The 15,036-nt window shown below is 71.5% G+C and carries 11 protein-coding genes; 7 read left to right on the plus strand and 4 right to left on the minus strand.

Annotation, left to right across the window (positions count from 1 at the left end; translation table 11 throughout):
• The first annotated feature begins 17 nt into the window (after positions 1-17).
• From ACLZOT_RS00485 to ACLZOT_RS00505, 5 genes are all read left to right on the plus strand, one after another.
• A complete protein-coding gene (locus ACLZOT_RS00485; protein ID WP_416966614.1) occupies positions 18-1,202 on the plus strand; it encodes an FAD-dependent oxidoreductase in 1,185 nt (394 codons plus the stop codon).
• A gap of 229 nt (positions 1,203-1,431) precedes the next feature.
• Positions 1,432-3,756 (plus strand): ATP-binding protein, encoded by a 2,325-nt coding sequence (locus ACLZOT_RS00490; protein WP_416966615.1) that lies wholly within the window; start codon positions 1,432-1,434, stop codon positions 3,754-3,756.
• Between the two features lie 30 nt (positions 3,757-3,786).
• Positions 3,787-4,218, plus strand: a complete 432-nt coding sequence (locus ACLZOT_RS00495) for a roadblock/LC7 domain-containing protein (protein ID WP_109363925.1) — start codon at positions 3,787-3,789, stop codon at positions 4,216-4,218.
• Positions 4,211-4,585 (plus strand): DUF742 domain-containing protein, encoded by a 375-nt coding sequence (locus ACLZOT_RS00500; RefSeq protein ID WP_055723520.1) that lies wholly within the window; start codon positions 4,211-4,213, stop codon positions 4,583-4,585. Before ACLZOT_RS00495 ends, ACLZOT_RS00500 begins: the two co-directional genes overlap by 8 nt.
• On the plus strand, positions 4,566-5,162 hold the full coding sequence (locus tag ACLZOT_RS00505) for a GTP-binding protein (protein ID WP_416966616.1): 597 nt from the start codon (positions 4,566-4,568) through the stop codon (positions 5,160-5,162). The genes ACLZOT_RS00500 and ACLZOT_RS00505 overlap by 20 nt, the downstream gene beginning before the upstream one ends.
• Positions 5,163-5,412: 250 nt before the next feature.
• On the opposite strand, the gene ACLZOT_RS00510 is transcribed toward ACLZOT_RS00505, so the two are convergent.
• From ACLZOT_RS00510 to ACLZOT_RS00520, 3 genes are read right to left on the minus strand one after another with little or no spacing between them, the layout of a single operon-like run.
• Positions 5,413-5,823 (minus strand): hypothetical protein, encoded by a 411-nt coding sequence (locus ACLZOT_RS00510; protein WP_416966617.1) that lies wholly within the window; start codon positions 5,821-5,823, stop codon positions 5,413-5,415.
• Positions 5,824-5,860: 37 nt separating this feature from the next.
• Positions 5,861-6,613: a class I SAM-dependent methyltransferase gene (locus ACLZOT_RS00515; protein WP_416966618.1), complete on the minus strand. Its 753-nt coding sequence runs from the start codon at positions 6,611-6,613 to the stop codon at positions 5,861-5,863.
• 41 nt (positions 6,614-6,654) lie between these two features.
• Positions 6,655-7,203, minus strand: coding sequence for a CGNR zinc finger domain-containing protein (locus ACLZOT_RS00520; protein WP_416966619.1), 549 nt, complete (start codon positions 7,201-7,203; stop codon positions 6,655-6,657).
• Between the two features lie 56 nt (positions 7,204-7,259).
• On the opposite strand from ACLZOT_RS00520, the gene ACLZOT_RS00525 reads away from it, so the two are divergent.
• Entirely contained in the window at positions 7,260-8,555 is a 1,296-nt protein-coding gene (locus ACLZOT_RS00525; protein WP_416966620.1) for an MFS transporter, read from the plus strand.
• A gap of 8 nt (positions 8,556-8,563) precedes the next feature.
• A complete protein-coding gene (locus ACLZOT_RS00530) occupies positions 8,564-9,556 on the plus strand; it encodes a helix-turn-helix domain-containing protein (RefSeq protein WP_416966621.1) in 993 nt (330 codons plus the stop codon).
• Between the two features lie 225 nt (positions 9,557-9,781).
• On the opposite strand, the gene ACLZOT_RS00535 is transcribed toward ACLZOT_RS00530, so the two are convergent.
• Positions 9,782-14,887, minus strand: a complete 5,106-nt coding sequence (locus tag ACLZOT_RS00535; protein ID WP_416966622.1) for a family 43 glycosylhydrolase — start codon at positions 14,885-14,887, stop codon at positions 9,782-9,784.
• Positions 14,888-15,036 lie beyond the last annotated feature (149 nt).

The following is a 15,036-nucleotide window of genomic DNA, read 5'->3' on the forward strand; positions in this document are numbered from 1 at the left end:
ACATGTAAGGCTCCGACATGTTCGACGCCATCGTGGTGGGGGCGCGCTGCGCCGGTGCTCCCACCGCCATGCTGCTCTCCCGAGCCGGGTTCCGAGTCCTGATGCTGGACAAGGCGGCCTACGGCACGGACACGCTCTCCACCCATCTGCTGCACCAGCCGGGCGTCGCCGCCCTGGCGCGCTGGGGCCTGCTCGACGCGCTGCGCGCGACCGGGTGCCCGCCCATCGAGCGGGTCCGCTACGAGGTCGACGACATCAGACTCGAAGGGTGCGCGCGGGGTGTGGAGGGCCAGCGGGCGGCGTACTCCCCGCGCCGCAACATCCTCGACCCGCTGCTGATCGACGCGGCTGTGGAGAGCGGCGCCGAATACCGCGAACGGTACGAAGTGAACGGGCTGCTGCACGACGACACGGGACGGGTCGTGGGGGTACGGGGAAGATCCGGGGGGAAGACCTTCACCGAAACCGCGCGCCTCGTCATCGGCGCGGACGGCATGCGCTCCACCGTCGGAGCCCTGGTCGGAGCGCCGTACACCGTGGAGCACCCCCGCCTGACCTGCGCGTACTACGCGTACTACCCGAAGGTGACGGACGCCCTCGAACTCTACGAGAAGCCCCGCAGCTGGGTCGCCGCCGTCCCCACCCACGGCGACGCCACCCTGGTCCTCGCCTACTTCCCGCAGGACCGCTACCAGGACGTCCGCGCCGACGCCCAGGCCGCCTACCTCCAACAGGTGGAGGAGACCGCGCCCGAGCTGTACGCGCGGATCGAGGGCACCGAGCCCCTGGAGAAACTGCGCGGCACCGGGCGCCAGCAGAACTTCTTCCGCAAGGCCAACGGGCCCGGCTGGGTCCTCGTCGGCGACGCCGGGCACCACAAGGACTCCATCACCGCGCGCGGCATCAGCGACGGCTACCGGCAGGTCGAACTCCTCACCGGGCGTCTCGTGGACGCCCTCGGCGACGACCCCGCCGTCCTCGACACGGCCCTCAAGGACTTCAGCGAGGACCGCGACCAGGCCCTCATGGGCGGCTACGAGGCGACCCTCGGCGCTGCCCGCCTCGACCCCCACGAGCAGAGGCTGTCACTGCTCAGAGCGGTCCAGCAGGACGAGGAGCTCACCTCGATCTATTTCGACTCGGTTGCCGGAATCGTCCCGGCGAGTGCGCTCTTCACACCGAAGCTCCTCGCCCTCCTGTGACCCCTTGCCCGGACCTGCCCGCCCTTCGGCGGGCTTGTGCCGGTGTCAACTGTGCCGTGACGTGCGGAAGTTGCCTCAGGCGTATGCTGACGCTGCGCCATGATCCTGATACGGTGCAGCTCATCGCCGACATTCGAACACGCCGAGTAAACCGGACGGACGGGAAAGCCCCGCACTAGGGTCCCACCGTCCGCCGGTCCAGGTGTGTCGCTGCTGTACGAGGAATCAGATGCCAGGCATCCGCGACCGGCGGAACCGCAACCGCTCCGCCACCCGCAGTCCGCGACTGCGCTCCTCGTTCGTCGTTCCCTTCGTGGTCCCCGCGGTCTGCCTCACCTGCCTGTGGGGCTCCACCGCGGCCCACGCGGCCGACGAGCAGAGCCACGCCGACGCCGACCGCGTGACCACCCACTCGCTCTCCCTCGCAGGGCTGGACGCACCCGCGGTCCTGCTCGGTTCCACGGCCGGCGAGCGCCTCGTCCTGCCCGAGCCCTCGGCATCTCGCATATCCGGTATATCCGACATGTCCCGGACGGGCACGCCCGAGGACCACGCGCTGACCGAGGAGTACCGGGCGCTGCGCGCGGACCTCGCGCAGGCGGCCGAGACACACACCGTCCCCGCGACGTTCCGGCAGGACACCGCCGACGTCACGGCCACTCCCGTCGACCTCGCCGCCGTCATCGGCGTCCGCGCCGACGCCCTCCTGATCGGCGCGCTCACCGGCGCCGTCGCCGCCCTCGCCCCGGTCCTCGCCGCCTGGCTCGTCGCCCGGCGCCGCAAGCGGGCCGCCGCGAACGAACTGCGCGACCTGCACGCCTACGCCGAGGAGATCGCCGGCCGCCGCCTCCCCGAGGTCCTCGCCCGCATCGAGAAGGGCGAGCGTGTCGACCCCGGCAGCGCACTCGGCCTCGGCACCCGCCGGCGCGGCTCCGAGGAGATCGCCCGCCTCGCCGCCGTCATCGACCGCGTCGCCCTCGTCTCCGCCGACACCGCGATCCGCCAGCACATGGGCCGCGAGGGCACCGAGAAGGTCGTCGCCCAGCTCATCCGGCGCACCCAGATCCTCCTGCACCGCCTCATCGCCCTCCTCGACGACCTGGAGCGCAAGCACGAGGACTCCGACCTCCTGCACGACATCTTCAAGGTCGACCACCTCGCCACCCGCGCCCGCCGGCACGCCGAGAACCTGATGATCCTCAGCGGCACGCCCACCGGCCGCCGCACCAACGCCGCAGTCCCCATCACGGACGTCATGCGCGCCTCCGTCGCCGAGACCGAGGCGTACACCCGGGTCAAGGTCAAGAACGCCCCCGCCGACCGCCGTACGGCCCTGGCCGCGCGCGCCGTCTCGGACGTCACGCACCTGCTCGCCGAGCTGATCGAGAACGGCACCAGCTTCTCCCCGCCGGAGACGCAGGTCGCCGTCAGCGCGGTCCGGGTCGCCAAGGGCCTCGCCATCCACGTCGAGGACCACGGCCTCGGCATCCCGCCCGCCCAGCGCCACCAGGCCAACCAGCTGCTGGCCAACCCGCCGCGCCTGGACCTCACCGCCCTCGGCGAGGACCCCCGCCTCGGCCACTTCGTCGTCGCCAAGCTCGCCGAGCGCCACGGCATCAAGGTCGAACTGCGCGAGTCCGTCTACGGCGGCACGCTCAGCATCGTCCTCGTCCCCGTCGACCTGCTCGAAGAGGTCGGCTCGCCGGTCCTCGACCAGCTCCAGGCCGCGGCCGCGGCCACGATGGACGCCGCCCTCCCCGGGGCCGAGCGCGCGGGCATCGCCGGCGCCGACCAGGCGCCCGCCGGGGTCGAACAGGTCCTGGTCGGCGCGGGCGCGCTCACCTCGACCGGCTTCGACCTGCCCACCCACAGCCGGCTGGCCGACTACGACGGCTTCCCCGAGTACGCGGGCGCGGGCCTCCTGCCCCCGGTCGCGGGCCACCCCGAGCCCCAGCAGCCGTACGGCTACCAGCAGCCGGCCTACGAGGCCCCGCCCGCCGAACCCGTCGCCTCCTACGACAGCGCGTCCTATGACAACGCCTCCTCCCAGACCTACGGCAGCGGCCTCGCCGCCCCCCAGGACCCGGCGGCGTACCAGGCGACCTACGAGCCGTACCCCCCGCAGGCACCCGGGCCCTACGGCCCGGGGGATACAGGGCTGTACGCGGAGCAAGCGGTTTCCCCCTCCTACCAGGAACCGCCGCAGGCTCCGTTCTCCCCGGAGTACGGCTACGACACCGCCGCGAACCCGGCAGCCGAGCAGTACCAGCAGCAGACCCGCCCCACGACCCCCCCGGCGGCGGCACCCATGACCGGCAACTCCCCCCTGACCACCCCCGACGTACTGCCACGGCGTACCCGTGGGGCCGCCCTCGCGCAGCAACTGCGCAAGGAGGCCGCCCAGTTCGGCGAGGGCGGGGAGCCCGACGAGAGCGTCATCTCCCCCGACGCGTCGGCCCGCGCGCTGAGCGCCATCCAACGGGGCCTGAAACGAGCGCAGTCGCCCGAGACGGAGCCTTTGCCTCCCGGGCCGTACGACGACGAAGGGCCCTGATGCATACCAATTGTGAAGGAACGTTACGGAATGAGTGAGCAGGTACACCCCGGTCCGCAGCTGGACTGGCTGCTGGACGACCTGGTGGACCGAATCCCCGAGATTCGTTGTGCTGTCGTGCTGTCGGGGGACGGCCTTCTCATCGGCAAGTCGAAGGACATCCGCCGCGACGACGCCGAGCACCTCTCGGCCGTCGGCTCCGGCGTGCACAGCCTCGCCCGGGGCGCCGCACGCCACTTCCACGGCGGGCCCGTCCAGCAGACCGTCATCCAGATGGAGAAGGCGTACCTCTTCATCACGGCGGCGGGACAGGGCGCGCGCCTCGCGGCGTTCGCCTCGGACACCGTGGACATCGGCATGATGGCGTACGAGATGGGCACCCTCGTCAAGCGCGTCGGAACCTATCTGAGCGCCCCGCCACGGGTGCAGGGCCCTCCCGGCGGCCTGGGCCAGGATGTCTGAGTCCCGATGGTCGGAAGCGTCCGGCGGGGGGCGTTACTTACGCCCCTACGCCATCACGGGCGGCCGGACCCGTCACTCCCAGCACGCCTTCACGCTGATCACCCAGATCGTCTCCCGGTCCGTGGCGGACACGGACCAGGAGGCGGTCGAGCCGGAGGCGGCGAAGATCCTGGAACTCTGCCGGGACCGCGCGGTGGCGATCGCCGAGATCGCCGCCCTCATGGACCTGCCCGTGAGCGTCGTGAAGATCCTGTGCGGAGATCTCCTCAATACCTCGCTGATCCTAGTCCAGTCGCCGCCCGGCAAGGAAAGCCAGCCGGACGTCGAACTCATCGAAAGGGTGATGGATGCCATCCGTCAACTCTGAACCCATCCTGCCTACGGCACTGAAGATCCTCGTCGCGGGCGGATTCGGCGTCGGCAAGACGACGATGGTGGGCTCGGTGAGCGAGGTGCCGCCGCTGGAGACCGAGGAACGGATGACCGAGGTCAGCCGGGGCGTCGACGACCTCTCCGGCGTGGAGAACAAGGTGGCCACCACGGTCGCCATGGACTTCGGCCGGATCACCGTCGCCTCCGACCTCGTCGTGTACCTCTTCGGGACGCCCGGCCAGGACCGCTTCTGGTTCATGTGGGACGACCTCGCCAACGGGGCGCTCGGCGCGATCGTCCTCGCCGACACCCGCCGCCTCGACGCGTCGTTCGCCTCGATCGACTTCTTCGAGTCCCGGGAGATCCCCTTCGCGGTCGGCGTCAACTGCTTCCACGGCCGCCGCGAGGCATCCGTGGAACAGGTCCGCGCCGCCCTCGACCTCGACCCCGGCATCCCGGTCGTCCTGTGCGACGTCCGCGACCGCAACTCCAGCCGCGAAGTACTCCTCTCGGTCCTCCAGGTGGCCCGAATGCGGGCCGCGGCACGGCTGAGCCGGCTGGGCCACGGTTAGGTCTGTCCGGCGGATCAGGCTGCACGAGAGCGACGGTTCCGTATCGGTGCCGGTGAGCGGGGTCATGGGGGCACCTCCCTGTTCGAGCGGAGCCGAGAACTTGGGGGAGCGTGCAGCTGCAAGGCGGAGGAAGGAGTCGACGCGGAGCGTCGGCGACCGACGACAACGCGGCTGGGGGTCCCCCTGCTCGCAGAGCTTGGGGGAGTGCGTGCCAGACCCCGCGACCGCGGACTGATCCGCCGGACAGACCTCAGCCGGGCAGCGGGTACGACACGGTACGGGGCGCCAGGTCCGGCCTGTCCGTGGTGAACGTCAGTGTCACCCGGGTGTAGTGCCGGACCTCCCCGCCGCTCGGGGCGTCCAGCCGGACCGTCACCGGGTAGCCGTGGAACGTGCCCGCCGCGCAGTACGGGACGCAGTCGTTGACCACGTTCACGCCACGCCCCTCGGCCTCGCCGGAGGTCCAGCGCGCCCAGCGCAGCGAGGTCAGCCGGCTGTTGCCGTCGCCGCAGGCCAGGACGTAGTCGGCGGGGCGGGTCTGTGACCGGCCCGCGCAGTCCAGGAGGACCGTGCGGGAGCCGTGGGCGGTGGAGGTGCCCGCCGCGGCCAGGGACGCCACAGCGCACAGCGCCAGAGCGGTCCTCTTCACGTACCTGGCCATGTCCGCTCCCTGCGCCGGTCGTCCTCTCCTGCCGACGCTACGACTCCTGGCCGGACGACACCACCTCGGTCCGGCGGGCGAAGAACACGAACTCCTTGCCGGGCCGGTCGGGAGCGCCCCTGACCTCCTCCACGGCGAAGCCGTGCGCCTCCAGAGCGGCGGCGACCTCGCCGCGCTCGCGGAAACGGAGCGTGGACAGCGAGAGCAGCCGCTCACCGGTCGCCCTCAGGACGATCACGGTCCGGAACTCCACGAGGGGCCAGGCGACGCCGGTGACCTCGTACCAGGTCTCCACCTCACCGGCACCGGGTACGTCCACGACGCGCCGCGAGTCCCGGGGGTTCCACTCCTCCCACGCCCGCCGCGCCGGATCCCGCGTCTCGAACACGAACCGGCCGCCGGGGCGCAGAGCCGCGCGCACCCCTCGCAGGGTCCCCTCCCAGACCTCCTCGTCCACGACGGCCTGCGCGGCGTTGCCGGTCATCACGACCAGGTCCACGCTCAGGCAGGGCAGGCCGGTCGCATCGCCGTGCAGCCAACGCACCGCGTGCGCACCGGGCTTGGCCCGTGCCAGGTCGAGGGAGGCGGCGGCCGGGTCGACTCCCGTGACGTCGAAGCCCTGCCCGGCCAGCAGCAGCGCCAGCGTGCCCGTGCCACAGCCGACGTCCAGGACCCGGTGCGCGCCCGACTCCCTCGCGATGTCCAGATATACGTCGAGGTCCCGCCGGCCGTTGTCGAGGGGGTCGTAGAAGGCGGCCAGCCTCGGGTTCGTGTACGCCTCGTCCGTCATGCGGCGAGGGTAGAACCGGCGGGAGAAGGGCGCGCGGGGATTTATACGCGGCCCCTACGATGCGCCGCCACCCGCTCCCTCGTCGCGCACCGCGCCGAGCAGTAGCGGCGGGTCGTGCCGCCCGTGCTCGTGACGAAGACGTTCTCGCAGGTCGACGAGGCGCAGATGCCGCCCGGCGGGAGCTGGCGGTCCCACAGGAGGACGGCCAGCGTCATACAGGAGGACGCCAGGAACCATTCCGCCCACGGCGCCTCGTCATGCCGGTCGAGGTGGAGGTGCCAGGGGGTCGCGCCGCCGTGGGAGGTGAGGCGTACGGGGCCGCAGTCCCCGGCGAGGAGGCGGTTCAGGGAGCCCGCCGCGTCGTCGACGGACTCGGCCGCGAACACCTCGCGCAGGCGCAGGGCCGCGTCCCGCATGCCGGTGATGTCCTCGGGGGACAGGCCCAGGGGTTCGGGCTCGCCGTACTCGCGCAGGACCTCGGCGACGGCGTCCGTACGGGGTTCGCCGGCCGTGAGGACGTTGACGAGGGCGACGGTGCGGTGGGCCGTGCGGGCGGGGGAGTGGCGGGTGAACCAGTCGTCGGGCTCCATGACCTGGAGTGTAACGGCCTTGGCCGGATATGGAGTTACTTTGTAACGTCACTTTGATGAAGAGACGTTACGGCCTCTCCGGCTATCTCCTCGGCGCGGGCGCCGCCCGTACCGGCGACGAGATGTCCGGCCCGGCCCTGCTCCTCGCGGGCACGGCGCTCACCGGTTCCGGCCCGGCCCTCCTGGCGGCGCTGACCGCGTCGGCGGCACTCGGCGGGCCTGTCCTCGGCGCCCTCCTCGACCGCACACCCCACCCCGGCCGCCTCCTCGCCGGGACCCTCGCGGCATACGCGGCGAGCCTCACCCTGGTCTGCTGGACCCTGGGCGACCTCCCCCTGCCCGCCGTCCTCTCCCTCGCCCTGCTGGGCGGCCTCTTCGCCCCGTCCCTCGCGGCAGGCTGGACCTCCCGACTCCCTTACGTCACCGACGCCGAACACCTCCCGCGCGCGGGCGCCCTGGACGCGGCGTCCTACGAGCTCGCCGCACTGGCGGGCCCCGCGCTGGCCGGAGGCGTGGCCCTGGCGGCGGGGGAGCACGCGGCCCTGCTGACGGCCGTGGCACTGATCGCGGGCGCGCTTCCGGCGGCGTGGAGCCTGCCGGGACGGGGGACGAGCGTGTCGGGCGAGAGGGTGCGCGGGTCCGCGGGTCCGGCGTGTGACGGGGCCCCGCTCCCCGAACCGGAGGAGGTGCCCGGGACCACGGTTCCGGTGCCCGCCCCGCACCCCGTACCGCGGCAAGCCCCGCCCCTGACCCCCGCCGGCCTGCTCCCCGACCTGCGCGCCGGGTTCCTCGCCCTCCTCCGCATCCGCCCCCTGGCCCGCGCCACCCTCACCTCCACCCTCTCCCACGCCGGCCTCGGCGCCTTCACCGCCGTCACCCCCGCCCTCGGCGCACAGGCGTTCGGCGTCGAGAGCGCGGGCGCGTTCCTGCCGGCCGCCCTCGCGTTCGCGTCCCTCATGGCGAGCCTCGTCCTGGCCCGCCGCCCCCGTGTGGCCGGCCCCGACGGCATCCTCCTCGTAAGCACCCTCCTCCTCGGTGCCGCCTTCCTCCTCGCCACGGCAAGCCCCCTCGCCGCCTCCCTCCTCGCCGGGCTCGGTGCCGGACCCCAGCTCGTCGCCCTCTTCGCGATCCGGCACCGGGAAGCGCCCGAGCGGCTGCGGGGACAGATCTTCAGCACCGGGGCGAGTCTGAAGATCAGCGGTTACGCGGCCGGCGCGGGCGCGGCGGCGGTCTGTACAGCGCACGGCGCCCTGCTGCTCGCGGCCGGCTGCCAAGCCCTCGCCGCGGCCGGTTTCCTCGCCCTCTCGCGCACGGCACAGCGGCCGAAACCCCCTACAGGGACGTGTGGTTGACTACGCGGATGCTCCACGAATCGGTGCTGAGAACGAAGGAACTGCCCGCCGCCGACCGGTTCGAGGCATGGACGGAACAACTCGGGCGCACCCACGCCCCCATGCGCCTGCTGAGCCACCGCGCGCACGACTACCACGGAGTCCAACGCCTCATCGGCCTGGGCGAGGTGACGATCTGGCCGGCCTCCTTCGACCACCTCGTCTTCCAGCGCACCCCGCGCCTGGTCCGCCAGTCGGACCCGGAGGTCTACCACCTGTCCCTGCTGCTGCGCGGCGAGGGCGCGGCGGACTGGGGCGAGCGGCAGGCCGCGTACCGGGTGCAGGATCTGCACGTCAGCCACTCGTCGAGGGCGTTCGAGGTGTCCACGGGCCCGGACCCGGTGTCGATCGTCGGCGTCGAGATACCGCGCAGCGCGGTCGTCCTCCCGGGCCGCCGCGCCGAGGACAAGGTGATCGGCCGGGTCGACGGCCGGGCCGGTCTGGGCGGGCTGCTCACCCAGTTCCTGATGCAGCTCGCGGACGACACCGCGCCGTACCGCCCGACGGACGCCACCCGTCTCGGCACGGTCGTCATCGACCTGGTGACCGCCATGTTCGCGCACCTCCTGGACGTGGAGCGGGCCGTTCCCCCGGAGACGCGGGCGCGGGCGCTGACGCTGCGGATCAAGGAGTTCGTGCGCCGCAACCTCGCCGACCCGGACCTCACCCCGGCGACGATCGCCGCCGCCCACCACGTCTCCCGCAGCTACCTGTACCGCCTCTTCCAGGAGGAGGGCCTGACGGTGGCCTCCTACCTGCGGGAGCAGCGTCTGAAGAACGCGCACCGCGACCTGACGGACCCGGCGCTGCGCGACCTCCCGGTCCATGTGGTGGCCGCCCGCTGGGGCTTCCCGCGCGCCGCCGAGTTCACCCGCGCGTTCCGCGCCGCGTACGGCGACACGCCGAGCGACGTGCGGACGAGGGCGGGCCGCCCGGGATTGTCGCCGACCGAAACGCCGTAGGCGGGGCGGTGGACGGATTGCGTCACGGCTGTGGACTGTGTGCCAACGACACGCGCCCGGCGGGTACCCCATGGTGGTGATCACCGCGCAGGGCACGCACGTCCCGGGGTCGGTCCAGGATCACTGGGGAGTCCTGGCACGCACCGGGACGCCCTGGAAAAGAGGCGGGTCCGTACCCAAGGGGTGGAGCCCCCCCGGGCACGGACCCGCCTCACGCGTGTGGGCTCAGCGGCCCACGGTGATCACTCCTCCCGCCTTGCCGCCGCCGTCGTACACGACCTTGCCCGTCGCCTTCTGCCAGACCTTGATCCGGAAGGTGTCGGGGTTGTCGGTGACGGTGATCCGGAAGGCGTACCCGGACGCCTTGTTGACGGTCGCGGTGCCCTGGTAGACGGCCTGCTTGCCGGTGACGACCAGCCAGTCCGAGCCGGTGGCGCGCAGCGACACGCCGGGTGCGGTGAACGTGGCACGCCCGGTCGGGACGGTGGCCTTCTTGCCGTAGGAGGCGGCGAAGGAGAACTTCGCCCAGCTCTTCGGGGAGACCACCAGGCCCGTGCCCGACGTCTTGCCCGCGCGGTCGTACACGACCAGTTCGGGCAGGGTCGTGGTGGCCGTGCCGCCGTCGTCGTCCTTCACCGTGACGACCGGCCGGCGGATACCGGCCGAGGTGTAGCGGTGCTCGGCCTTGCACACGGGACCGGTGTACGGCTTGCTGCCGTCGGCCCAGTCGATCGTACAGGTGTGCGTGTCCCGGGCGCCCGCGTCGGTGAACGAGGCCGTCACGGACGCCGGTTGACCGATGGACACCGGCGCCGGGCCGGACGCCTTCGTGATGACCGGCGCCGCGTTCGCGACCTTCACCGTCAGCGTGTCGCGGCTGCCGCCGCCCGCGATGGCGAGGGTGAACGTGCCGTTGTCCGCACAGGTGACGGTCGTGGCCGCCTTGGCCGGGTCGGCGACCTTGCAGGGTGCGCCGCCCTCGACCGACCACCTGGCGCCGGGAGCGCCGGAGGCCGTACCGCTCAGCGCGATCGGTGAGCCCTCGGTGCCGGAGACGTCCGGGCCGGCGTGCACGACGGTCACCGGGTCGATGCTGGAGAGCGTCGGCACGACCTTCTTGATGAAACCGTCGGCGTCGAACTCCAGCTTGTCGATGGTGGTTTCGCGGTGCGTGCCGTCACCGCCGGGGATCGCGAAGCGGTGGTAGGCGATGTACCAGTCGTCGGAGTTCGGGACCTGGACGACCGAGTGGTGGCCGGGGCCCTTGATGCCGAGGGAGAGGTCCTTCTCCAGGATCACGCCCCGCTTGGTCCACGGACCGGTCGGGGAGGGCCCGGTGGCGTACGCGACACGGTAGTTGACGTCCCGCGTGTCGTTCTCCGACCACATGAAGTAGTACGTGCCCTTGCGCTTCACGACGAACGTGCCTTCGTTGTAGCCGCTCGGCGTCATGTCCAGATACGTCGACATGTCCAGGGACGTCATGTCCGCGTTGAGCTTGGCGACGTACGCGTGGCCGTTGCCCCAGTAGAGGTAGTTCGTCCCGTCGTCGTCCGTGAACGTCGCCGGGTCGATCATCTGGCCCGGTGCCTGGCCCGCCTTGAGGAGCGGCTTGCCGAGGGCGTCCTTGAACGGGCCGGTCGGGGAGTCGGAGACGGCGACGCCGATGTTCGCGTCGGCGCAGAAGTAGAAGTAGTACTTGCCGTCCTTCTCGGCGATGGTCGGCGCCCACGCCCTGCTGTCGGCCCACGAGACGTCCGGACCGAGGTCCAGGATCACGCCGTGGTCGGTCCAGTGGACGAGGTCCTTCGACGAGTACGCCTTGAACTGCGTACCGCTCCAGCCCTCGAAGCCGTCCGTCGTCGGGTAGATGTAGAAGGTGTCGCCGAAGCGGACGATGTTCGGGTCGGCGTTGAGCCCCGGCAGCACCGGGCTCTTCATCACGACCGCCGACACGGTCCAGGTGCGCTTCTTGCCGTCACCGCCGGTCACTTGGTAGGTCACCGGCTTGGTGAAGTCCTGGACGCTGCCCGAGGCGGGGCTGATCGCGGCGCCGTGCGCGATGGTGAACTCCGGTGCCAGGCGCCGCAGATCGGTGCCGGGCTTCACCGGCAGGGTGATCTTGCCGTCGGAGACGATCGCGTCCGTCTTCAGCTGCGGCAGCGTGACCCGGGCGACGCCCGTCGTGTTGCCGCTGATCTCCATCACCTCGGCGGCCGTCAACGCCCGCCCGTAGATACGGAAGTCGTCGACCTCACCGGCGAACGCCGGGTCCGCCGCGTACAGCGACTTGCCGATGTAGCCCGAGTAGTCCTTGGCCGCGTCGTACAGCTCCGACGGCTTGATGCCGGTCGTCGTACGGGCCACCTCGACACCGTCGGCGTACAGGACCATCGTCCCGGTCGCCCCGTCCAGCGTGACCGTGACGTGCTGCCACTGGCCCGCGGTGAGCGCCGAGTTGCCCGTCAGCTTCGACTCCGCCCCCCAACTCGCCTTCGTGATGGCCGAGTAGAGGGTCGAGCCGCCGTTGGAGGGCGTGGCGAACAGGTACTTGTTGCTGTCCGGGCCGAGCCCGAAGAGCCACTGGAAGCCGGCGCCGCCCTGCCACTTCGCGTACGTCGAGACAGTGACCGAACCCGCGTCCTTGAGAACCCCGTTGGGGATCTTCACGTACGAGCCGCCGGACAGCTTCACCGAGCCGCCCTGCACGCCCGTGCCGAAGCCCGGGGAGCCCACGTACGTGCCGTGGTTGCCGTGGCCGCTGGAGTCGACGGCGATGTCGCCCTTCGTCTCGTCGAAGTTGTAGTGGACGAGGAGGTCTGCCGGGACGTCAGGGCCCTCGGCCGAGACGGTCACCGCCGCCTTGAGCGAAGTGCCGTCCGCCAGCTTGCCGTTGACCTCGAAGGTGCCGGGCTGCGCGTAGGCGTCCGCCGGGACCGCGTCCCAGGTGACCGCGGCCGGGCGGTCCACGCCGTCGGCGTACCGGGCGATGACGGTCGCCGGGAGCACGGGGGCCTGACCGGTCTTCGTCTTCACGGTGACGTCCTGGACGCTCTCCACCAACTGGTCCGGCTGGTAGGCGCGCAGGAGACGGTCGTACTCGGCCTTCGTGACCGGCAGGACCGTGCCGTGGCGGGGGCGGGCCGGGAGTTCGTAGTTCGTGGACGGGGTCCACACGCCCTTGTCGAGGTCGGTCGTCTCGAAGGGGATGTAGCCGCGGCCGCCGAACTCGTCGAGGAACGCGTACCACTTGTCCTCGGTGTTCGACTTGAACACCAGCGGTCCTTCGGCCGCGCTCATCGAGCCCTTGCCGATGCCTTCGGCGACCGGCGTCCACGAGGTGTTGAGCAGCGAGTCGCTCTTCTCCTCGAAGATGAACTTGCTGTTCGGGGTCGACGAGGAGTTGTTCCGCTCGTCCTTGGAGAGGCGGTAGTACGTGTCGTCGTGCTTGATGACCGTCGAGTCGATGACCGAGTAGCCCCGGTCCACCCACACCTTCGGCTCGCTGAACGTGTAGAAGTCACGCGTCGTCGCGTACATCATGCGGTTGTACGTGTCGCCGGAGTGCGCCTCGTTGTCGTACAGCTTCGACGCCCAGAAGACGACGTACTCGCCGAGCTTCGCGTCGTAGTACGCCTCCGGGGCCCAGGTGTTGCCCGCGCTGTCCGGGGAGACGCGGACCAGGCGCTGGTTCGTCCAGTGGGTCAGGTCGGTGGACTCCCAGACCATGATGGACTTGCTGCCGGTGCGCTGCGAGGCGTCCCAGTCGCCGTTGCCGTAGATCTTCAGGTCGGTGGCGATCTGGTAGAACTTGTCGCCCTCGGGGGAGCGGATGATGAACGGGTCGCGCAGGCCCTGCTCGCCGAGCGTCGAGGTCAGGACCGGGCGGCCGTTGTTCAACTCCCGCCAGTGCAGGGGGTCGTTGCCCTTGCTGAGGCCGAAGTAGAGCTGCTCGCCGTCCGAGGTGCCCTCGCCGGTGAAGTAGCTGAAGAGGTAGCCCTCCGGCTTCTGCGCGGCGGGCAGTTCGGGGACCTTCGCCGTGAGGACGCGGGTCGTGCTCTGCGAGCCCTTCGTGACCGTCGCCGTCAGGTCGGCCGTCGTCGCGCCCGCGCCGTGCGCCGGGCGGTGGACGATGCCGTCCGCCGAGACGACCGCCGGGTCCGCCGACGCCCAGGTGACCGTCGTGCCGTAGGTGCCGGTCGCCGGGAGCGACAGGTTGCCGCGTGCGTCGTCCAGGTTGTGGACGGTCAGGGACTCGGCGGCCTGCCGGACCGCCGTCGCGTCGTCGAACGTGGGCAGGACCGTCACCTCGAAGGACTTCGTGTCGCTCACCGCGCCCTTGCGCAGCGTCGCCGTCAGCGTGGCGCGGCCGTCGGGCGAGCCGGACGCCGGGCGCGTCACCTTGCCGGCCGCCGAGACGACGTCCGGGTTGTCGCTGGACCACGTGATGGCCGAGCCGCCCGCCGGGCCCGACTTCGGGAGGGTCAGGTCCGCCGTCACCGCGCTCGTGTCGCCGAGCGTCAGCGCCGCCTTGTCGGCGGCCACGCCCTCGGTCGCGACCGGCAGCGACAGGGTCTCCACCTCGGCGCCGGTCAGGGCCCGGTCGTACACGCGGAAGTCGCGGATCTTGCCCTGGAACAGCTTGTCGCCCGTGTACACGGACTTGCCGATGTAGTTCGCGGTCGTCGTGCCGCCGCCGATCGAGCCCGGGGTGAGGGTCACCGAGGTGTTGCGGCCGACCTCGGCGCCGTCCTCGTACAGGATGCCCGTCGTGCCCGACTGGGTGTACGTCAGGTGCTTCCAGACGCCGCGCGCGAGGTTGTGGCCGTCGTCGGCGCGGGTGTTCTGCTCGGTGGACCAGTTGCCCGACGCGATCGAGGTCCGCAGGGCGTTGCCGGTCGTGAAGAGGTAGCCGTTGCCCGCGGTGCCGCTCGTGTTGCCGAAGCCGTACAGGAAGTACGGGGCCTGCTGGGCGGTGTCCATCCGGACGTCGAAGGAGACGCTGACCGCGTCCATGCCCTTCAGGACGTCGTTCGGGACCTTCACGTACGTGTCCGAGCCGTTGAACGTCAGGCCGTCCGACCAGGCGCCCGTGCCGCTCAGGACACCGTCGCGGCCGTGGCCCGAGGCGTCCGGGACCGTCGTCGAGCCCGACGGGGCGTCGAGTTTGTACCAGAGGGCCAGGCCCTCGGTGAGGCTGTCCGCGTCCGCCGCCTGGGCGGAGACGGCCGGGGCGAGCCCGATGACCAGCGAGGCGGCGGTGAGACCGGCGAGCCGGGCCGCCAGGCGTCTCGCGCGGCTGCGGGGGCCCGGGGGTGCGATGTGCGGCATGTTCTTGATTCCCTGTCGGAGGACACGAAGGGACGGGGGAGGGCGTGACAGTGCCGCCCGGCCTTTCGTCTGGAAGACCGCGCGGTTACAGCTGTGTGACGTCGTGTTGCGAGAGTGTCGGCCGGGGTGAGGAGCGGCGTCAAGAGGTC

The sequence above is a fragment of the Streptomyces sp. 4F14 genome, assembly GCF_048159485.1.
In the GTDB taxonomy this organism is placed as follows: Bacteria; Actinomycetota; Actinomycetes; order Streptomycetales; family Streptomycetaceae; genus Streptomyces.